This is a genomic window from Psychrobium sp. MM17-31 (assembly GCF_022347785.1).
GTDB lineage: Bacteria > Pseudomonadota > Gammaproteobacteria > Enterobacterales > Psychrobiaceae > Psychrobium.
The window spans coordinates 70,846-89,801 of record NZ_JAKRGA010000007.1 but is presented as its reverse complement, the minus strand read 5'-3'; the positions used below and the strand labels follow the sequence as shown (position 1 = coordinate 89,801).

Sequence of the window (18,956 nt, the reverse complement as noted above, 5' to 3'; positions counted from 1 at the left end):
GGGAACACTATGTCAATTATCAATAATTTTTATCAAGCATTACGCCACAACGGCGACGTAGCGCAATTCGCACAAAGTGATATGAAACTGCACGTTTCACATCCGTTAAATGACATCGAAGGTCTAGATAACGTCAAAACCGATTACTGGAGCGTATTAAGCCAATCATTACCAGATATCGAGCGTAAAGCCTTTATCGAATTTGATAGCGAATACCAAGGACAGCAATGGGTTGCTGCAACAGGTTACTTCACAGGTACTTTTAGCCAAAGCTTGTTGGATATCCCAGCAACGGGTAAATCGCTGTACCTGCGCTTTACTGAGTTGGTTCAATTAACTGACGGAAAGATTGCCGATTACTACATCATTCTAGATTTCTTAGATGTAATGAACCAAGCAGGCGTTAACCCGCTGCGTAAGAGCTTAGGTCACGACGGCTTAATCATGCCACCAACAACCATGGATGGCTTAGCACCGTTAGAACAAGACGCAAGTGAAGCTGATGTTACCGAAAAACTTGTCATGGATATGCTCGACGAACTTGGTCGTTTCGATGGTAAATCTCTCACGAGTATGAAACTAGAAGATTACTGGCACAGTGACTTCATGTGGTACGGCCCTGCAGGTGTTGGTACTACACGTGGTATCGACGGTTTCAGAAAACATCACCAAGGCCCATTCGTATTTAGCTTCCCTGATCGCGTGGTTGATCACAAGGCCACCATCATCAAGAAAGGTAACTATGTATCAACAGGCGGTTGGCCACACATGCACGGTTCACACCTAGTAGGCGGCTGGTTAGGCCTACCTCCATGTGGCAAAGAGCTAGAACTTCGCGTGATGGATATCTGGCGTCGCGAAGGTGACAAACTAAAAGAAAACTGGGTTGGCATCGACATTATTCACATGTGTAAGCAAATGGGCTTAGACGTGTTCGAAATGATGAAATTAGCTCACAACCTCTAATACCAATAACAAAGTACGCCGTGTTTTATTGCGGCGTCACAATAAAAAAACGGTAGCTTATGCAAACAGATAAAGTCACCCAGCTATATTGGCAGAACTTGCCGCAACTGCTCGAACCGAGTGGTGAAAAAGTACAGCAATTGAAAGGCTTCGACGACGAGTTTAACGATATCGTCGATTACATTATTCGCATTACCCATCGCATTTGGGAGCAAAAGAACGTCGGTCTTTGCCTCGATTACTATGGCAAAATCTGCCCAGTTCACACCCTAGGTAGCTACAGCGAAGAAGTAGAAACAGTGGTTTCTGCTACTTTGAAAACTATCGGTGCTTTTCCAGATCGTTCGTTAATTGGCGAAAACGTTGTATGGCGCGATCTTGGTGAAGAAGCTGGCTATTACTCGTCACATCGCATCACCAGCATCATGACCAACAAAGGCCCGTCAGAATTTGGCCCTGCGACAGGCAAAACTGGCCGTGTAACCACCATCGCCGATTGTGTGTGTTATGAAAATAAAATCGTGTACGAATGGCTAATGCGTGACAACAGTTTCTTAATTAAGCAACTGGGTATCGATTTATACGATGCCGCAAATCACTTTGCACAATTTACCGCACCACCAGAATTTTACGACTGGAAAGCCAAAGAGATTGCCCGCGTTAAAGCCGGACAAGCAACTGAACATCAATGGCCAACCGCAATCAACAGCGAGTGTGAAAAACTGGCGCAAGATTGGATAGCCACCTTCTTTAATCGCAAAGATTACGGCCCATTAAAAGACTTCTATCACCTCAATGCCAAAGCACAATGGCCGGGTGGCGTTGAAGCAACCGGATTACCGGGAATTCGCGGCGTATTTATTCAATGGTTAGCGCAATGTCCTGATGCCAAAGCAACTTGCGATCACATCGCCGTAACGCGTTTTGAAGATGTTGGCTACGACATTGCAATTCGCTGGTCAGTGGCAGGCACCTTTGCCGCCCGCAACGAGCAACTAGCACAATACTCAGGTCAAGATTTCTTTGTCTTAGGCTCAACTCATTTACGCGTTATCGACGGCAAGATTAGTGAAGAATGGACAGTTTTCGACGAGATCGCTGCCTACGCTAATCTCATTCGCGATTACAACAATCAACAAGGAGAGGACGCATGCTAACAACACTTGTTGATGCTTTTACCCAAGGCGACATCGCCGGATTGAAAGCGAAACTACTGCATTCAACTTGTTGGAATCAACACAACCACAAAGCCTATGGCGAAGACAAGCTGCAAGCTGTTGTCCTCGATTGGCTAAAATTAGCTGGTCAATGTGAAGTGATTAGCAGTGTTGAAATCAAAGATGGCCAACAACAGGTCATCAACTTAAGCCTGAAAACAGCCAACAGTGAACAGCCTATTAGCTACACACTATGGCTTGAAACGAATGGCGAAGTTATCAAGCGCGTCGATGCCATTGTCGATACAGCACAGTTAGCTATTGCGACAGCGCAATCGCCAAAAGCAATTGCCAAAGCGATTCCAACACCAGACGCTTTTGTATTACTCGATTACGATCAACAGGATCACCTACAAGACGAACTCGCCACGCCATCAATGTTAGCTGATATGCCATCAGCAATTGCTCAAGCAGCAGATACATGGTGGAGCATTTGGAGCAACGCACAACTTAGTGCGGTAAACGCTATTTACAACGATGACACTGACGTGCAGCTGGCGGGTTCTACGGGCTCTCAAAGCAACTCTGCAGTGTTTGAATCTGTATTAGGCCTCAATACCAAACTAACTCGCGTTTTCGCGCAAATTCAACAAGTTGCAGTAGCTGGCGAACAGGTTGCAGTTAAGTGGTATTTAGACGGTGATGAAAAAGGCAACCGCATTCGCATTCCGTTTATTAGTTTACTAACCATTAAAGACGGTAAGATCGCTCAAGACATTACCACCTGTGATGCAATTGCCCACAAAAAGCGTTTTACTAAATCTGATATTTTCAGCGAGTAAACAATGATAGACGCACATCATCATTTATGGGATCTCTCAAAAATTCACTACCCGTGGCTTGAAGCCAAGGGTAGTGAACGCTTTTTTGGTCAACCGGATCCTATTCGCAAAAACTATAGCCCTAACGATTATGCCTCCGATCACAATGGTGTCATCAAGCGCAGTGTCCATATCCAAGTGGGCTGTGTGCCAGAAGATAATGTGAAAGAAACAGAACTTATCGAAGACTATATCGCCAATGGCGCTCCTATTGCAGCGATAGTTCCGGCAGTCGATGTTACCGCGAAAGATCTTGCCCAACAGCTAACAGCGCAACAAGCGTTTAGCCATGTTAAAGGCGTGCGCCATATGATTGGTAAAAGCCCCGAAGAAAACCATCAATTACCGCCCTTTGTTGCCGAAAAATGGATACCCGGCTGGCAGCTCATTAGCGACCGTGAACTGACCTTCGATTTGCAACTCACCAGTGAACAATACGAAGATGTTTACACCGCATTGTGCCAAGTACCGCAGCTAAAATTTGTGATTTGTCATTTCGCATCACCTTGGGAACAAGATTACGCGGGATTCGCCAATTGGCGATATTGGATGGAAAAATTTGCCAATTTACCAAATTGCCATTTCAAACTGTCAGGCTTTTCGATGTTTACCCACAACTTTGATTTAGCCATGTTTATCAAATACAGCACAGCCGCTATCGAGATATTCGGCTATCAGCGCTGTATGCTTGGTTCAAACTTTCCAGTCGATAAACTACACATGGACTATCAAACATTAGTGAGTGCATGGCACAGTTTGCTGGAGAACTACACTAGCGAACAACAGCATTGGCTGAGTGAAAAGGCAGCACAGAGTTTTTATAACTTCTAATAACTAAAAACGATGGCTAAGCCATCGTTTTTTTATTGCTGCTCTAGCTATTACGCCAACTCAATAACAACTTCGATATTATCGCGCGTCGCATTTGAATATGGACACACTTGATGTGCTTTCTCAACCAATGATTGAGCAACATCACCATCAACATTAGGTAGTGACACAGTGAGTTTGACAGCAATAGCAAAACCTACTTCGATAGGGCCAATAGCTACTTCACCTGTAACAGCAACATCACTCCCTAGATTAACTTTTTCAGCCGCAGCAACGTGCTTAAGTGCACCAATGAAACATGCCGAATAGCCAGCCGCAAACATTTGCTCAGGGTTGGTTCCATCACCACCCGCACCGCCTAGCTCTTTAGGCGTAGACAGTTTAGTGTCTAAGTTGCCATCATCTGATTTTGCAACACCTTCACGACCGCCTGTTGCTGTTGCCACACCGGTATAAATAACTTGTTGTAACTTATGCATTGTATTCTCCAATCAATTTACTTTGTACGCAAACTAAATTACACAACGAACTAACCACTGTCAAATACTTTGCGCGCAAAGTTTATTTATTTTACATCTTGATGTCGTAATGCTTTGCATGCAAAATAGCCTTAAATCACCTTCGACGCCTCAACTATGTCAGATCATCTAAAACTCGAAAATCAGCTTTGTCATCGCTTTTATTTGTTATCAAATGCTTTCACTAGAGCCTATCGACCGCTATTAGACCAATTAGATATCACCTATCCGCAATACATAGTGCTAATGGCACTTTGGGAAAAAGACAATATCACGCTATCTAGCCTTACTGAAAAAACTGGAATCGACGCAGGAGCACTGACTCAAATCCTTAAGAAGCTTAGCAGCAAGTCATTACTCGCTATTGAAAAAAGTGACAGTGATAAGCGCGTAAAGTATGTGCAATTAACACCAAAAGGAAATGCCTTAAAATCTGATGCAGCGACTATTCCACCACAAATGTTTTGTAAATTTAACGATATGTCACCAACTGAAATCGATACTCTAATGCAGCTACTGGACAAGCTGAATTCATCATTACAAGCAGAAAGTTAAAAGCTATCAATTGTGAATAAATAGCGTATGCTAAGTTTCACTGGCTAATTTATTGAGAAATCATCATGTCGAAGCTTGTCGCACAAGTTACTGTCATCATCCTCCTACTATTAACACTATCAGGCTGTATTGCCGCAACAATAGTCTCCACGGCAGTAGATGTCACCACAACGGCTGTCGGTGCTGCCGTCGATGTTGTAGACGCTGTCACGCCGGATATTATCGACGATGATGAAGATGACGAAGACGAAGAAGACAAAAAGAAGGCCGATTAAATCGGCCTACATGAGATAATTTTCTAGAGAGTTCGCGACTATTTCGCCGTTTTTGCAGTAACCGCAAGCTTTTTAGTATGGGTTAGCAAGCTAGCATCACCCACCTTGCCGTGCCCCGGCACAACTCGCTCAATGGCGGGATAACGCTTAAGCACTTTATCAACCGAACTCGGCCAATCGGCAATTACTGCATCGCCGGTGTAGCCCAAATGTTTACTGCCCAAGCTTTTAACGAAACAGCCGCCAAATAACATCTTCTCTTTAGGTAACCACACCACTACGTTGTCTTTGGTGTGCCCTGCCCCCGGATAAAACACTTCCATCACACCATCGATTAACGTGAATTCACTATTAGTAATTTCGTGAGTTGATACTTGTTTGCTATCGAGCTTCAACAGCTTATTGGTTAGCGTTGTCGCATAAGTAGGAATCTTCAGTTCATTTAGCAAAGGTAAATCACCGCTGGCATCGTCGTGAAAATGTGTGACGGTAGCGCTTTTTACCGTCAGCTCTTTGGCATCAATCCACGCCAATAACTCTTTAGTGGCGTCAGTCGTCCACGGCGTGTCGATAAGATGCGCATCAGCACCGTTAACAACGACTAAGCCAGAGGCAGCAACCAAACCCCACGGCTTAACTTCTTTATAAGAAATGTGCTGATAAACATTGTCGCTTAACTGTTTAATCTTAATGTTTTTTGCTTGCTGTGGATTGACGCCTTGGCTATAGGCAAATACAAGGCTAGGAATGAGGAGTAAACCCAGTAGAACTGATTTCATGATAACTCTCGCGGCTATTTAATGTTGTTGGTTAAGTGAATAACTCTGCAATCAATATGCAGCGTTGAGAGTGTATGGTAGTTGGATGAATTGTGGCTAAACGACACCCCGGGAATATAGTGCCGAACTATAAGTAACTAGTTAGACATCATTACGCTTTTTATCCAGTCTCGATAACGAGAAACTTTCACTTGTTAGGCCTTCATATCATCGGGCTGCTTGACTACTAAATATGAACCATCTTCCGGAAAATCACTATCTTTCTTCTTTGGAATTCTGTCAAAAACTTGGCCAAATATATACTTAGACGACTGCCCTGACATAGGATTTATACCTTCAAATCGACCTATTAGGTCGATTGCAAATGTTACAAAACTATCAGTAGACCACTGAAGCGATATTGTTCGAGTATTCGAAACAGAGTATGCACTATAAGTTTTATTAAAGTGGTACCCACTACCCCGGTTGGGAGCTGTAGCCTTTACAGAGAACCCTTTTCCAACATAAATAGAATCAGAGGGTGTACCTTGAAAAACATCCATTCTTTTTCCGGCAATAATTAGGGGTTTCTTGGGCATATTTTCAACATCAGAGCTATCCTTCGGATTGTCGTAGTAGCTGATGTAGCCAATTAGATCAGGATCGATTTTCGAGTACATAACCAATCCACCGAAAAAACCATGAGGCAATGTGTCTACATTAAGCTTCTCTAGCGACGCAGCTTTGTTTATATTATTCTCGTCTAATTCAATAAATATAGCTCCACAAGAGAAATTCTTGGGTAGAAATTTTTTCATCGGAGTTAATTCATGCAATTTATCTATAACATCTTTAGATGTATTTGGCTTGAAGCTAGACTTTATCTCCAGTACACAAATAACGTATTGAGCAGGTATTGCTCTAGACTTACCCTGATCACTCTTATCACTATTTTCGTCGACCCATAAAATAGGGGACTCAAAGGAATCGTAAATAATTACGTCGAAGTGACCTAGATTATAAGGATCATTGATTTCAACAAAGTCCGGAATGATATATCCGGATGTCACAGAGTATTTTTTTGGTAGATAACTTTCCAGCCATTCTCGTATCGAAGCTTCAGCTACATTACCATGCTCAACCTTAACTTTTTTGGATCGTCCTTTTATTTTCGCTTGATTGAATTTTTGCAGTATCTCTAATCTATTTGTTGAGAATTCCTCCCAGCCAACCATTCCATATGTTTTATCTGACATCTAGATACTCTCTCCAAGCTTCATTTGTGCCTAACAGTTTAATACACGAAAAGTAGCACGATTAATGTTCATGCTATTTCACATTAAAAATTCACAATAGATGAAGTTTATAATATTTACAATGACTTAAATTAACTTTTAGGCATTAAGCGTGTTAAGCGCAAAATGACTTTGAGACCAAACAATAGTAATTCAGACACAAAAAAACCCGCTTTCGCGGGTTTTTAAAATCAACTGAAAATTCAGCTTAGAACGGGATATCGTCGTCCCAGCCTTCGTCCAAATCAGGGGCTTTAGCTTGTTGCTGTTGACCTTGCTGCTGGAAACCACCTTGTTGTGTTGGTGCAGGTGAAGCCGCTTGGTTGAAACCACCCTGTTGCTGTGCAGGTGCTTGCTGTTGGAAACCGCCTTGCTGCTGTGGAGCAGATTGTTGTGGCGCTTGGTTAAAGCCGCCTTGAGGAGCTGCTGCAGGCGCTTGCTGCTGGAAACCACCTTGTGGCTGACCGCCTTGTTGGAAACCGCCTGATTGACCTTGACCGCCACCTTGACGACCGCCAAGCATTTGCATTACGCCGTTGAAGCCTTGAACAACAACTTCAGTAGTGTAGCGATCTTGACCATTTTGATCTTGCCATTTACGTGTTTGTAATTGACCTTCGATGTAAACCTGTGAACCTTTGCGTAAGTACTCACCTGCAACTTCAGCTAACTTGCCAAAAATTGCGATGCGGTGCCACTCAGTTTTTTCCTTTTGCTCACCGGTGTTTTTGTCACGCCATGAGTCAGAGGTCGCCACAGTAATATTGGCAACTGCACCACCGCTTGGCATGTAGCGGATCTCAGGATCTTGCCCTAAATTACCCACTATAATTACTTTATTCACGCCTCTGCTGGCCATGCTGTTCTCCTAAAATTTGATCAATATTTTTACTGGAGCGAAAGAGTATCACAGCACCAGATAATTACAATTTATTATGCGTGCAGTATGTCACGTGCATTGGCTAAATTAAAGCGCTTTGCATCCACCTTTAAATAGGCGGCTTTATCGTCAACAATCACCACCGCTTCCTCGACGCCAGACAGCTCTAACAGCTTATCCACCATGCTTTGCGCCGATTCTTGGTCAGCGGCGTTAGCGTCTAAAGTATAGGTTTTTAATACTCGTGGATTCACCATTCCAGCGCTGTATACCCACCAGCCCAACACCAAAATTGTCGATGATGCGAACACGCCAATTAGCCCGAAATATTCATAGCAAACACCGCCTAAAATACCGCCCCAGAAGGCGCCGAAAAACTGGCTCGATGAATAAATTCCCATCGCCGTTCCCTTTTGTCCCGACGGCGCAAATTTTGCGATAAGTGATGGCAATGATGCTTCTAAATAATTAAAGGCCGTGAAGAATAAAACCACCGCTACAAACAAACCGATAAATGAGTGTTGCAGTAGATAAATTAGTACTAACGCGCCCGCTAACATCAGCAACGATAAACGATACATCTGCTTCATCGACTCTCGCTTAGCGCCGATAATAATCAGCGGCACCATCAAGAAAAACGACAGCATTAAGGTCGGAAAATACAGTTGCCAATGATCGTGACTGACAAAGTCTAACTCAAGCAGCATTAGCGGTAATACCACAAATACTGATGTTAGCACCAAATGCAGTACGAAAATCCCCACATCGAGACGCAGTAACTGACCGTCTTTTAGCATGTCTTTAATCAGCTCTGGCGCGGCACGCGTATCGCCTTTCGGCGCTTTAGTCACGGCATTAGGTACGATGAATAGCACCACCAGCATACCCAGTAGCGACAAACCACTGGTCAGTTTAAACAGACCAGAAAGACCAATGCTTTCAACTAATAAGGGGCCAACAATCAAGGACACCGCGAATGACAAGCCTATACACATACCGATAACTGCCATGACCTTAGGACGCTGATCATCACGAGTTACATCCGCTGCTAGCGCTAAAATAGTACTGGCGATAGCCCCCATGCCTTGAATAGCCCGGCCAATCGTCACACCAAGCACAGAATCGGAATAAGCCGCGACTAAAGAACCGATACAGAATATCACCAGACCAATGAGAATAATGAGTTTGCGACCGTAGCGATCGGAAAGCATGCCGAATGGAATTTGTAAGCAGGCTTGAGTTAAACCATAAGCACCGATTGCGATGCCGACCCACAGAGGTGAATATCCTTCTAAATCTTGTCCGAAAATGGCGAATACTGGCATGATCATAAAAAGGCCCAGCATTCGTAAACCAAATACTAAGGCGAGGGAAATTGCCGCACGCTTTTCAATAGAATTTAAACCGCTCATTGCTCGCGCTGTTGTCTCACTTACAAAAAACGCGATTGTAGCATGAAATAATTTAGGGTGTTTGATCCAAATCCAGCTTCGCTAATATAGATCGAAATGCAAACGGCATTCTTGTTTAAATCGCAAATAATCTTGCTTTAATAGCAATCGAAGCGCTTCTTTCACTGACTCGCCCATGCCTGCTTTATTGCCACACACGAAAATGTGTGCGCCTTTATCATAAAGCCAATGCTGGATTTGGGTGCCCTGCGAACTGATCACATCGTTAACATAGCGCGGCTTGCCATAAGACAGCCATTGAGCATCACGGGAAAATGCGTAATCCATGCGGCTTAAGAAGCCATCTTCTAAATAACGGTCTAGGTCGTCGTTAAAGTAGTTATCGTGACTAGAATATTGCTCACCAAAAATTAGCCAATTTTCGGTGATATTACTTTGCTGACGTTGGGCGAGAAAACTCATAAAGGGCGCGATCCCGGTGCCAGCGCCAATCATAATGATAGGTGCGTTGTCGCTCGGCAATCTAAAGCTGTCATGAGGACGAATCGCCACATCATACTCGCTATTCACTTGTGCATTACACAACAATGACGAGCAATAGCCATCGCTGCCATCATCTTTCTTAAGGTGACGTACCAACAAGCGAACCGTGCTGTCGTTTGGCGCGCTGGCAATTGAGTAAACCCGTGGTCGCAATTGGCTTAATTTATCCACCAGCGCCTGTGCACTATTGGCGACTTGATTGGTCCATTCCAACTGCGTAAGCGCATGGTTCAGTGCACACGCTTGGCCGTTAAAGCGAACGATGGTTTGCGGATCTAAGCCATATTCCAATAATCGGTCGTCGATAAGCGTTATTGGTGTCGGAGTTAAGATTTCTAATAAATCCCCTGCTTGATATTGCGCGCCATCGAGCTCAATTGAAATGGCGTGAGCAGGTCGTTGCGGCTGTTGTGAATTAAGACAGGTATTTTCTACCATTACGCCCCGTTGCCACGTTTTATTGAGACTTTGAGATTGCCAACCAAACTCTTCACAGATGGCATTCCACCAGCTAGCAACAACTGAACTGTCGGCGCAATCAACTTCTTCGACGGCCCGTAAAGCGCGTGCCCCTTTGTTATTTAACAAATGCGCCATGCGATGGCCAAAGGCACAAAATTGTGGATAGGCGCGATCGCCTAACGCCAATACGGCATAGCGCAAGTGCGATAATGATGTTTTACTCTGCGATAACTGAGCCGGAAAATCTAACGCCTTTTCAGGCGCCTCGCCATCGCCATAGGTTGCTGCCACCACTAACAAGCGTTGGTATTCTCGCAAACAATCTACTGACACATCAGAAAATGCACGAACATCAGCTTGTTTATGAACAGACTTAGCCATGTTCAACGCAATACTTTTAGCTGTACCACTTTGACTGGCATAGGCAATTAAAGTTTGGCTTTTCGGGGCTAATGCCAGCTGTTTACGCAGCGCCTTTAATCGATAAAACGCCGCTGTGCTAGCCAATAAGATAAGAGCTAACAAACCAACATATTGCCCAGTAATTTCAGAGGGTAATGCGGGTAATGACAATGCCAAAACAGCAATACAACCACCAATAACAATCAGCATGGTGCTAGTGAACAAACGTTTGGCTAACATCGCTACACACAAAGCGATAATGACAAAAAGATTTAACTTCCACAGGCCCATCAAAGCTATCAAAGCACTCGAATCGCGCGTCGAAAAGGTCATTAACAATGCGTTGTCTGATGATTTGAGTGAAATCACCACCTGCGAAAATTCTGTTAGTCTTTCAGTCGTCAGATACAACGGCGTTGCGAATTCAAACCACATGCCCCACATCAATAAAGCGATAGCGCCTACGAGTAAAACGTTACTCAATAATGCCCAGCGCAAACAACTAATTAGTTGGGCAGACAGAGAAAAACGGCGAAGAAATTGTTTATTGATGGTCGACATAAGGCTTGTGAGTTTTCTCGCATAACAACGAGAACGCTAAATGTAAATGGAAACTATTCTCATATGGTATTGCAATCTAACCGAGAAGACTAGTATTATATCGCCTCATTTTTTAAGCGGTACCACTTTCGACATCGGCATGTTCAAGTCTTTTAATCAGCAATCAGTCAACGCTTTAATGCGTGACATTCACATTTTTAGCGCCATGTTGGTGTTATTGCTGATGCTGTTTTTCGCCGTATCTGGATTTTTCTTAGCCCATCCGAATTTAAGTGGTAACAATACGCCAAGCACTAAACAGGAATTTGTAGGCCCAACGTGGCTGCAGCAATCCGAGCAATGGCCAGAGCAATACGCCAAGCACGGTTTAAAACTAATGTTGTGGCTTGATGATCAACACGGCATTCGCGGTGTCGACTTTGAGTTTGAATGGGACGAATTCGAAAACCTCCTCATCATTAGCCTGCAAGGCCCAGGTGGCAATACCATCGTCGAGTACTTTATCGCGGACAATCAAATTGCCGTTGAGCACAGCGAATTTAGCTTTTTGGACATGCTCAACAACGTTCATCGCGCCAAACACACCAGCACCTTGTGGCAATACTTATCCGATGCCAGCGCAATAATCATGGTGCTGTTTTGTTTAACAGGTCTATGGCTAGCACTTATTCACAAAAACACTCGCCGAGCTAGCAGCCAATGGTTTGCAGCAGGCTCGGCGGTATTTGTCATTACAGTTTATTTAATGCACTAACACTCTTTATCTTTTAACCGAGGAACTTATGAAAAAACTCATCGCGACAATTGCACTGCTCATTAGCAGTGTTGCGGCATTTTCCGCGCAAGCCACTAGCTTAAATGTCGATTTTTCGCTGCCAAAGATCGACGATAAAAACTATCGAAAACCTTATGTTGCCATTTGGGCAGAGCCAAAGGGTGAAAGCGAAAACTTATTACTTTGGCATTTTAAAAAGCACAAAGGGAAGAAAGATAAGTGGTTACCAGATATTCGTCGTTGGTGGCGTAAAGAAGGTCGCTACAGCGATGGCAAATTCGATGGTATTACTGGCGCAACAAAAGGCGCGGGCCAATACAACGTTGATTTAGACATTGCGCATTTACCGAAGAAATTCACCTTGTTTATCGAAGTAATACGTGAAAAAGGCGGCCGTTCAATCGTGCGCCAAAAAATCGATTTAAACAGCGATAAAAAACAATTCAAGCTAGCCGCTAGCGAAGAATTAGGTGAAGTGACTATCAAAGTAAAATAGTCCCAAAAGCCTTTTTGATTGTGCAGTTAATTACTATGCATAAGTTTTACTGCACAATCACAAATTTTATTCCGATCAGAATCAATACCAAACCGCCGATAAACTCCGCTTTATTCTCAAGCCATACGCCGCTTTTCATGCCAATAGAAACACCTGCAATACTCAATAACCATGTCGTAATACCAATAATGCCGCAAGCAACAAAAGGATTAATGGCAAGTAAATTAAGGGAAAATCCAGCTGCCATAGCATCGATACTGGTAGCTATCGCCAACATCATCAAAATGCGATGGGTAATCTTAGCAATGGCTTCCTCAACGCCATCATCGAAGGCTTCGAATATCATCTTGCCACCGATAAGCAGCAATAAACCAAAGGCAACCCAAGGTGTGTAATCGCCAATCCAGCCGAGTAGCGACAAACCACCTAAATAACCAATAACTGGCATTAGCCCCTGAAAAACGCCGAAATACAAACCGATAGTAATACCCAAATCTTTTGAATCTCGTCCGTGTTTTGCGCCAAGGCCGACAGCTACTGCAAACGCATCCATACTTAGTGCCAGCGCTAAAATAACAACTTCAATCATTTGACGATATACATGCCTTCGCTATGGGGACGTGATAACTTAAATCCGAATTTTTCATACAGCTGCGGCACATCAGCCATCAAGGTGATGTAGGCCAATGGCTCTGCCGTTTCATCGAGATAGTCCATAATAGCTTGCATGATTTGACTGCCCAATCCCTGCCCCTGATGCTCGGGATCCACAGCAACATCAACAATATCAAAATTAAGTGCACCATCACCGACAACGCGCCCCATCCCAACAACACGACCTTCAAAAGTAATCACAGCGCCAAACAAAGAATTAGGCAGCGCTTTTTCCGCGCCTTGACGACTGCGCGGTGATAATCCCGAAATATCGCGCAGGCGCAAAAAGTCATCAACACTCGCTACTTGTTTTATTAATTGATACATCGCTTTCTCTTTTGGGCTAGGTCTGTGTATTATCTTCCAATAGCGATTAAGTGCAAATTTTTCGAGGCTCCCATGCTGCAACTCACTGACAACACTTTACTTAAAACTCACTCATACATCGATGGCCAATGGCATACGAGTGGCTCCACGCTAGCCGTTATCAATCCAGCAACGGGTGAAACCTTACAGCAAGTGTCCAATGCTTCAGCAGAAGATGCCGAAAAAGCCGTGAATGCAGCACATAACGCTTTTCAGAGCTGGGCGGCTACACCCGCCAATCAACGCAGTAAGCTGTTGCGTAAGTGGTTTGAATTAATGATGGCGCACCAAGAAGATTTGGCAAAAATTCTTACGTTAGAGCAAGGTAAGCCATTAGCCGAAGCGAGCGGTGAAATCGCCTATGGCGCATCGTTTTTAGAATGGTTTAGTGAAGAAGCTAAGCGCGTGTGTGGCGATACTATGCCAATGCCATCATCAGACAAGCGCATGCTAGTGATCAAACAACCCGTTGGTATGGTTGCCGCGATTACGCCGTGGAACTTCCCCAATGCGATGATTGCCCGTAAAGCAGCAGCGGCCTTAGCTGCAGGTTGCAGTTTTGTCGTGCGCCCCGATGCACAAACGCCATTATCAGCCCTTGCCATGGCAGAATTGGCGCACCGCGCTGGCATTCCAGCAGGTGTGTTTAATGTGGTAGTCGGCGACGATGCCGATAGCATTGGTAAAGTATTAACCCAGCATCCCAAGGTCGCTAAATTTACCTTCACTGGCTCAACGCGTGTTGGCAAATTACTCACCGCCCAATGTGCTTCAACTGTAAAAAAAGTGTCGATGGAACTAGGCGGCAATGCGCCGTTTATCGTATTTGAAGATGCGGATATCGACGCAGCAGTAGCCGGACTAATGGCATCAAAATATCGCAATGGCGGCCAAACCTGCGTTAGTGCTAATCGCATTTTAGTTCACAGCAGCATCGAGCAACTCTTTATAGAAAAACTCACTGTGGCCGTGCAACAACTCAAACTAGGTAGCGGCTTAGAGAAAGGCGTAACCATGGGCCCGATGATCAACTCTCGCGCTGTAGCCAATATTCGTCACTTAGTTGATGAGTCAATCACTATGGGCGCTAGCAAAGTAATTGATGTCAATGACGAATCCCTTAGCGATAATTTTTTAGCGCCAATCATTTTAGGAAATGTGACTAACGACATGCCAATAGCGCGCAACGAAATATTTGGTCCTATTTGCCCGATTATTACGTTCGACACCGAAGATGAGGCCATTAGCATCGCCAATGATACCGAATTCGGACTAGCCGCCTATTTTTATGCCAGAGACATCGGCCGAGTGTGGCGGGTAAGTGAAGCTTTACAATTTGGCATGGTTGGCATCAACGAAGGTGCAATCTCCAACGCCGCAGCACCTTTTGGCGGTGTAAAACAATCGGGCAACGGCCGAGAAGGCTCACAATATGGCTTGGATGATTACTTAGAAATTAAGTATCTGTGCATGGGTGGTATTTAAAACCACCACAGCCAATACCGAGATATTGGCTGTGGTGAATTCTATAACTGACGATGTTCTTTAGTTAAACCAATAAACAAACTTACACACATCAACAGCAATACAATAGTAAAGGGCAAACCAACCGAAATAGCCGCTGCCTGTAATGCCCCTAGTGCATCAGCGCCGCCACCAAACAGTAATGCCGCAGCGATAACGCCTTCTAACACAGCCCAAAATACGCGCTGCACGACAGGTACATCAACTTTACCACCAGCCGTGATGCTGTCGATAACTAAAGAGCCAGAGTCAGAAGAAGTAATAAAAAACACCAGCACTAAAACTACCGCCAAGAATGATGTTACAGAGCTTAATGGCAGATTCTCTAACATTTGAAACAGTGCAAGTGAACTGTCAGTAATTCCCCCCGCGAGTTGGCCGACACCATTTTTCACCTGCTCTAGCCCGACACCGCCAAAGGTAGCCATCCAGATACTGGTAATGATTGTTGGTACCAGTAACACAGCCACCATAAATTCACGCACCGTGCGGCCACGTGAAATACGCGCTATAAACATCCCCACAAAAGGCGACCATGAAATCCACCACGCCCAGTAAAATACTGTCCAACCGTGATAAAAGGTTTCGTCATCACGGCCAATCCAATTACTCAGCGGAATAATATTTTCAATATACGACAACCAAATGGTGCCAATACCATTGATAATTACCGACGTTGATCCCGCGATCATTACAAAGATCATCAAGGCGACGGCAAGCGACATATTGATGTTACTTAACACCTTAACGCCGCCATCAAGGCCGCGCATTAACGACACAATAGCAACGCCAGTCACCCCAATAATAATGATGATTTGTGTTGTGATGGTATTTGGAATATCGAATAGAAAATTAAGGCCGCCAGCAGCTTGCTGGGCGCCAAAACCAAGAGAGGTCGCCAAGCCAAAAATTGTTGCTAATACCGCAAGAACATCGATGATATGGCCAGCAACGCCCCATGTTTTCTCACCTAGTAAAGGATAAAACGTCGAACGAATAGTCAGTGGCATATTACAGTTGAACGCAAAATATGCCAGTGATAAACCGACAACAGCGTAGATTGCCCATGGGTGTAATCCCCAATGAAACATCGTTGCTCCGAGCGCCATATCAGCGGCTTCGGTAGTTCTATCGGCAATATTAAGCGGCGTACCAAACCAATTGGTAAAATAACCAATGGGCTCTGCGACGCTCCAAAACATTAAACCAATCCCCATGCCTGCTGCGAACAACATCGCAAACCAAGAGACGTTACTAAAATCAGGCTTAGCATCTGCGCCCCCTAAGCGTATTTTGCCCAATGGCAAGGCGATTAGCGCTAAGCACACCACGACAAATACATTGCCAGCCACCATAAACAACCAGTCAAAATTGTTAATGGACCATGCTTTTGTCGCGTCAAATACTTGCTTAGCGTCGGTAGGAAAAATTAAGGTCGCAATGACAAACAATATGGTCAGTAATGCAGAGAAGAAAAAGACCGGATTGTGCAAATCCAATCCCATAACATCGACATTGTTTTCGCCAAGTTGATGCTCTGTTTCGTATGTAGGGCTATCAACCTCAGGTGAATTATTCATAGTCATTTCCTAAAAGTAGTAGCCAATATTAATATTTAGACGAGAATGCCAACCGACATCACCGTTATCAACACCAACGCCCGAACCACCAGCAAACCACATATTTTTGCCTGCGATCCAATCGATATAGGTGTAAATGCCTCCTTTGGTCAAAGAACATCCTGTCACGTTTTGAATAGAGTCGGCTAAGCCACTGCGATTAGCCGCAGCCAAGTAAGAATGATCGTTATAACAAGTCACCGTATCGACAAATTCGTTTTTAATGGTGAAGGTTTTAGCGATATTTAAGCTCAGCATTTGAGCTTGTGATGCAATATCAAATGGATATTCAAATGCCGCAAGGGCAATGCGGTTATCTTGCGTGCCTAGTGTGTCTTTAGCTTCGAAACGATAGTGAATATATTGCGCTTGAACATTCCAATCGTTATCGAAGTAGCCGTTAAAGTGCATACCAAATGCCCAGCGTTCGCCACTGTCCAAACTGGTGGTATTGGTAAAACGTCCTATTTCAGCAGATGTACCAATGGTGTGTTTACCCCATTGATATTGAACGCGAGCATTTAGCTGGCCATCTTCCTTATTACTACGTTCATTGTCATAGCTCGATGCAATATCAAACGAATAACGCCCCCAACGGCTATTGGCATCGTACTCACTATTAAAAAAATACGCTGCATCGAAAGTCCAGTCGCCGCTCGTTTTGCGCCACTTGATGCCAGTGTCATAATCATCTTCAAAGCCAAGATAATAAGCGCCGCTAAACCAAAAACTGTGAAAGCCGTAAGGATCAATGCCAAATGGTACCTGAGTCACCCCAACGCTAATAACGTTTTTGTTGTCGAATTTATAGCCGACTTCACCATGATGAATTGCTTCAAAACCTTGATACCAACGAAACTGTGCATCTAAAAACCAGTTGCCCTGTGTGGCATCGACATCGAGTCTAAATAATTCGAAGTCAAAGCTTCCGTTGGAGTCATTACCATAGTCTTTCCATGCATAATTCAATCTTACCGCGCCAGATACTTTTACATCAGTTTCTGCTGTCCCCGCCTGTGTGTAGAAACTGCTTATGAATAAAACGGGAATAACTGCGCAATAAAGAAAAATTTTCAGCACAAAAAGCTCCAAATTGTTAAATGTATATTCATCATACGCTGTTTGCTTAAGATTTATCGGAAAGTTATCGAAAACCTGAGAATTAATGCACACAAACACCAATTGCGCACGCAAATGATAATTGTTACTATTACGATAAATTCATTTGAGTCACTTGCTGTATATGATCCGCTTTTTCCAACGTCCATCATTAGTATTCGCCCTGCTATTTGCTAGCAGCGCTATTGCGAATAACACCTCGCCTACACAGCGTGCTGACGCCTTGATGGAACAATGGATCCAGTTGGAAAAACAAAATACACAATTAAAAAGTCAGTGGCAGGAAAACAAACAACTATTGGAACAGCGCATTAGCTTGCTACAGCGCGAGAAAAAACAGCTGCAAGCATTAGACAAAGATCATCACAAGCAAGTCGATGAAGTGAGCGCACAGCGACAAAAGCTAATTACCTTACAAACATCGATGGAATCGACGCAACAGGATTTAACACGATGGTTAGATCGCGAATTTTCGCAGATCAATAATGTGCTACCACAGCTGCCACCACCACTGGCTAATACATGGCAACTAGCGCTGACTGAACTCGATACTAAAAATCCCTCAAACCGTTTAGAAACCTTACTCAGTCTCTATCAAAGCTTTGATGAATTTAATAAGCGCATTAGCACTAACCAAGCCACCATTATCGATGCTCAAGGAAACGAAAAAGTCGTTAAGCAACTTTATCTTGGTGTCGCTCGCGGCTGGTACCTAACCTTAGATAGCGCAACAGCAGTGGCAGGCATGCCAACAGCACAAGGCTGGCAATGGCAGCACGAATCGCCATTATCACCAACTCAAATCAACGCTGCGCTAGCAATGATTGCACATAAAAAAGAAGCGGCACTCATTAAGCTGCCAATGCGTTTAGGTGCGAATAACGCATCGCTCGCTGGAGAACAATAA

General features: G+C 44.1%; 20 protein-coding genes. 10 read left to right on the top strand and 10 right to left on the bottom strand.

What is annotated here, in order from left to right; all coding sequences use genetic code 11:
* Positions 1–9 precede the first annotated feature (9 nt).
* Genes MHM98_RS17800 through MHM98_RS17785 form a run of 4 tightly spaced genes read left to right on the top strand, consistent with a single transcriptional unit; the run spans position 10 to position 3,835 of the window.
* Positions 10–966: an ester cyclase gene (locus tag MHM98_RS17800; RefSeq protein ID WP_239440750.1), complete on the top strand. Its 957-nt coding sequence runs from the start codon at positions 10–12 to the stop codon at positions 964–966.
* A 59-nt stretch (positions 967–1,025) separates the two neighbouring features.
* The gene (locus MHM98_RS17795) at positions 1,026–2,123 is read left to right on the top strand and encodes an ester cyclase (protein WP_239440749.1); all 1,098 of its coding nucleotides are present in this window, start codon (positions 1,026–1,028) and stop codon (positions 2,121–2,123) included.
* Positions 2,117–2,965 (top strand): nuclear transport factor 2 family protein, encoded by an 849-nt coding sequence (locus tag MHM98_RS17790; protein ID WP_239440748.1) that lies wholly within the window; start codon positions 2,117–2,119, stop codon positions 2,963–2,965. Before MHM98_RS17795 ends, MHM98_RS17790 begins: the two co-directional genes overlap by 7 nt.
* A 3-nt stretch (positions 2,966–2,968) precedes the next feature.
* Positions 2,969–3,835, top strand: coding sequence for an amidohydrolase family protein (locus MHM98_RS17785; protein WP_239440747.1), 867 nt, complete (start codon positions 2,969–2,971; stop codon positions 3,833–3,835).
* 50 nt (positions 3,836–3,885) lie between these two features.
* Here the strand turns inward: MHM98_RS17785 and MHM98_RS17780 are convergent, their stop codons facing one another.
* Positions 3,886–4,314, bottom strand: a complete 429-nt coding sequence (locus MHM98_RS17780) for an organic hydroperoxide resistance protein (RefSeq protein ID WP_239440746.1) — start codon at positions 4,312–4,314, stop codon at positions 3,886–3,888.
* Between the two features lie 156 nt (positions 4,315–4,470).
* On the opposite strand from MHM98_RS17780, the gene MHM98_RS17775 reads away from it, so the two are divergent.
* Positions 4,471–4,908 (top strand): MarR family transcriptional regulator, encoded by a 438-nt coding sequence (locus MHM98_RS17775; protein WP_239440745.1) that lies wholly within the window; start codon positions 4,471–4,473, stop codon positions 4,906–4,908.
* 65 nt (positions 4,909–4,973) lie between these two features.
* Positions 4,974–5,183 (top strand): NF038104 family lipoprotein, encoded by a 210-nt coding sequence (locus MHM98_RS17770; RefSeq protein ID WP_239440744.1) that lies wholly within the window; start codon positions 4,974–4,976, stop codon positions 5,181–5,183.
* Between the two features lie 38 nt (positions 5,184–5,221).
* Here MHM98_RS17770 and bla read toward each other — a convergent pair whose 3' ends face one another.
* The 5 genes from bla to MHM98_RS17745 form a co-directional block, all read right to left on the bottom strand.
* The gene (gene bla, locus MHM98_RS17765; RefSeq protein ID WP_239440743.1) at positions 5,222–5,962 is read right to left on the bottom strand and encodes a subclass B1 metallo-beta-lactamase; all 741 of its coding nucleotides are present in this window, start codon (positions 5,960–5,962) and stop codon (positions 5,222–5,224) included.
* Positions 5,963–6,156: 194 nt separating this feature from the next.
* The gene (locus MHM98_RS17760) at positions 6,157–7,197 is read right to left on the bottom strand and encodes a DUF6602 domain-containing protein (RefSeq protein WP_239440742.1); all 1,041 of its coding nucleotides are present in this window, start codon (positions 7,195–7,197) and stop codon (positions 6,157–6,159) included.
* 247 nt (positions 7,198–7,444) lie between these two features.
* The gene (locus tag MHM98_RS17755) at positions 7,445–8,095 is read right to left on the bottom strand and encodes a single-stranded DNA-binding protein (protein ID WP_239440741.1); all 651 of its coding nucleotides are present in this window, start codon (positions 8,093–8,095) and stop codon (positions 7,445–7,447) included.
* 74 nt (positions 8,096–8,169) lie between these two features.
* The gene (locus MHM98_RS17750; protein ID WP_239440740.1) at positions 8,170–9,528 is read right to left on the bottom strand and encodes an MFS transporter; all 1,359 of its coding nucleotides are present in this window, start codon (positions 9,526–9,528) and stop codon (positions 8,170–8,172) included.
* An 81-nt stretch (positions 9,529–9,609) separates the two neighbouring features.
* Positions 9,610–11,496 (bottom strand): sulfite reductase flavoprotein subunit alpha, encoded by a 1,887-nt coding sequence (locus MHM98_RS17745; RefSeq protein WP_239440739.1) that lies wholly within the window; start codon positions 11,494–11,496, stop codon positions 9,610–9,612.
* Between the two features lie 139 nt (positions 11,497–11,635).
* On the opposite strand from MHM98_RS17745, the gene MHM98_RS17740 reads away from it, so the two are divergent.
* Entirely contained in the window at positions 11,636–12,250 is a 615-nt protein-coding gene (locus MHM98_RS17740; protein ID WP_239440738.1) for a PepSY-associated TM helix domain-containing protein, read from the top strand.
* Between the two features lie 28 nt (positions 12,251–12,278).
* Positions 12,279–12,767: a DUF2271 domain-containing protein gene (locus MHM98_RS17735; protein ID WP_239440737.1), complete on the top strand. Its 489-nt coding sequence runs from the start codon at positions 12,279–12,281 to the stop codon at positions 12,765–12,767.
* Between the two features lie 46 nt (positions 12,768–12,813).
* On the opposite strand, the gene MHM98_RS17730 is transcribed toward MHM98_RS17735, so the two are convergent.
* Both MHM98_RS17730 and MHM98_RS17725 read right to left on the bottom strand, forming a co-directional pair.
* Complete coding sequence (locus tag MHM98_RS17730) at positions 12,814–13,356, bottom strand: manganese efflux pump MntP family protein (protein ID WP_239440736.1); 543 nt, start codon at positions 13,354–13,356, stop codon at positions 12,814–12,816.
* Positions 13,353–13,748 (bottom strand): GNAT family N-acetyltransferase, encoded by a 396-nt coding sequence (locus MHM98_RS17725; protein ID WP_239440735.1) that lies wholly within the window; start codon positions 13,746–13,748, stop codon positions 13,353–13,355. The genes MHM98_RS17730 and MHM98_RS17725 overlap by 4 nt, the downstream gene beginning before the upstream one ends.
* A 72-nt stretch (positions 13,749–13,820) precedes the next feature.
* Between MHM98_RS17725 and MHM98_RS17720 the strand changes: the two genes are divergently transcribed.
* Positions 13,821–15,272: an NAD-dependent succinate-semialdehyde dehydrogenase gene (locus tag MHM98_RS17720; protein ID WP_239440734.1), complete on the top strand. Its 1,452-nt coding sequence runs from the start codon at positions 13,821–13,823 to the stop codon at positions 15,270–15,272.
* Positions 15,273–15,313: 41 nt separating this feature from the next.
* Here MHM98_RS17720 and MHM98_RS17715 read toward each other — a convergent pair whose 3' ends face one another.
* Both MHM98_RS17715 and MHM98_RS17710 read right to left on the bottom strand, forming a co-directional pair.
* A complete protein-coding gene (locus MHM98_RS17715; protein ID WP_239440733.1) occupies positions 15,314–16,897 on the bottom strand; it encodes a BCCT family transporter in 1,584 nt (527 codons plus the stop codon).
* 3 nt (positions 16,898–16,900) lie between these two features.
* Complete coding sequence (locus MHM98_RS17710) at positions 16,901–18,010, bottom strand: hypothetical protein (RefSeq protein ID WP_239440732.1); 1,110 nt, start codon at positions 18,008–18,010, stop codon at positions 16,901–16,903.
* A gap of 145 nt (positions 18,011–18,155) precedes the next feature.
* On the opposite strand from MHM98_RS17710, the gene MHM98_RS17705 reads away from it, so the two are divergent.
* Positions 18,156–18,956: a DUF3450 family protein gene (locus MHM98_RS17705; protein WP_239440731.1), complete on the top strand. Its 801-nt coding sequence runs from the start codon at positions 18,156–18,158 to the stop codon at positions 18,954–18,956.

What these genes read in the sequence shown, in the direction of transcription:
- MHM98_RS17800 (WP_239440750.1), top strand. Translation starts at nt 10, where the DNA reads ATGTCAATTATCAATAATTTTTATCAAGCATTACGCCACAACGGCGAC.
- MHM98_RS17795 (WP_239440749.1), top strand. Translation starts at nt 1,026, where the DNA reads ATGCAAACAGATAAAGTCACCCAGCTATATTGGCAGAACTTGCCGCAA.
- MHM98_RS17790 (WP_239440748.1), top strand. Translation starts at nt 2,117, where the DNA reads ATGCTAACAACACTTGTTGATGCTTTTACCCAAGGCGACATCGCCGGA.
- MHM98_RS17785 (WP_239440747.1), top strand. Translation starts at nt 2,969, where the DNA reads ATGATAGACGCACATCATCATTTATGGGATCTCTCAAAAATTCACTAC.
- MHM98_RS17780 (WP_239440746.1), bottom strand. Translation starts at nt 4,314, where the DNA reads ATGCATAAGTTACAACAAGTTATTTATACCGGTGTGGCAACAGCAACA.
- MHM98_RS17775 (WP_239440745.1), top strand. Translation starts at nt 4,471, where the DNA reads ATGTCAGATCATCTAAAACTCGAAAATCAGCTTTGTCATCGCTTTTAT.
- MHM98_RS17770 (WP_239440744.1), top strand. Translation starts at nt 4,974, where the DNA reads ATGTCGAAGCTTGTCGCACAAGTTACTGTCATCATCCTCCTACTATTA.
- bla (WP_239440743.1), bottom strand. Translation starts at nt 5,962, where the DNA reads ATGAAATCAGTTCTACTGGGTTTACTCCTCATTCCTAGCCTTGTATTT.
- MHM98_RS17760 (WP_239440742.1), bottom strand. Translation starts at nt 7,197, where the DNA reads ATGTCAGATAAAACATATGGAATGGTTGGCTGGGAGGAATTCTCAACA.
- MHM98_RS17755 (WP_239440741.1), bottom strand. Translation starts at nt 8,095, where the DNA reads ATGGCCAGCAGAGGCGTGAATAAAGTAATTATAGTGGGTAATTTAGGG.
- MHM98_RS17750 (WP_239440740.1), bottom strand. Translation starts at nt 9,528, where the DNA reads ATGAGCGGTTTAAATTCTATTGAAAAGCGTGCGGCAATTTCCCTCGCC.
- MHM98_RS17745 (WP_239440739.1), bottom strand. Translation starts at nt 11,496, where the DNA reads ATGTCGACCATCAATAAACAATTTCTTCGCCGTTTTTCTCTGTCTGCC.
- MHM98_RS17740 (WP_239440738.1), top strand. Translation starts at nt 11,636, where the DNA reads ATGTTCAAGTCTTTTAATCAGCAATCAGTCAACGCTTTAATGCGTGAC.
- MHM98_RS17735 (WP_239440737.1), top strand. Translation starts at nt 12,279, where the DNA reads ATGAAAAAACTCATCGCGACAATTGCACTGCTCATTAGCAGTGTTGCG.
- MHM98_RS17730 (WP_239440736.1), bottom strand. Translation starts at nt 13,356, where the DNA reads ATGATTGAAGTTGTTATTTTAGCGCTGGCACTAAGTATGGATGCGTTT.
- MHM98_RS17725 (WP_239440735.1), bottom strand. Translation starts at nt 13,748, where the DNA reads ATGTATCAATTAATAAAACAAGTAGCGAGTGTTGATGACTTTTTGCGC.
- MHM98_RS17720 (WP_239440734.1), top strand. Translation starts at nt 13,821, where the DNA reads ATGCTGCAACTCACTGACAACACTTTACTTAAAACTCACTCATACATC.
- MHM98_RS17715 (WP_239440733.1), bottom strand. Translation starts at nt 16,897, where the DNA reads ATGACTATGAATAATTCACCTGAGGTTGATAGCCCTACATACGAAACA.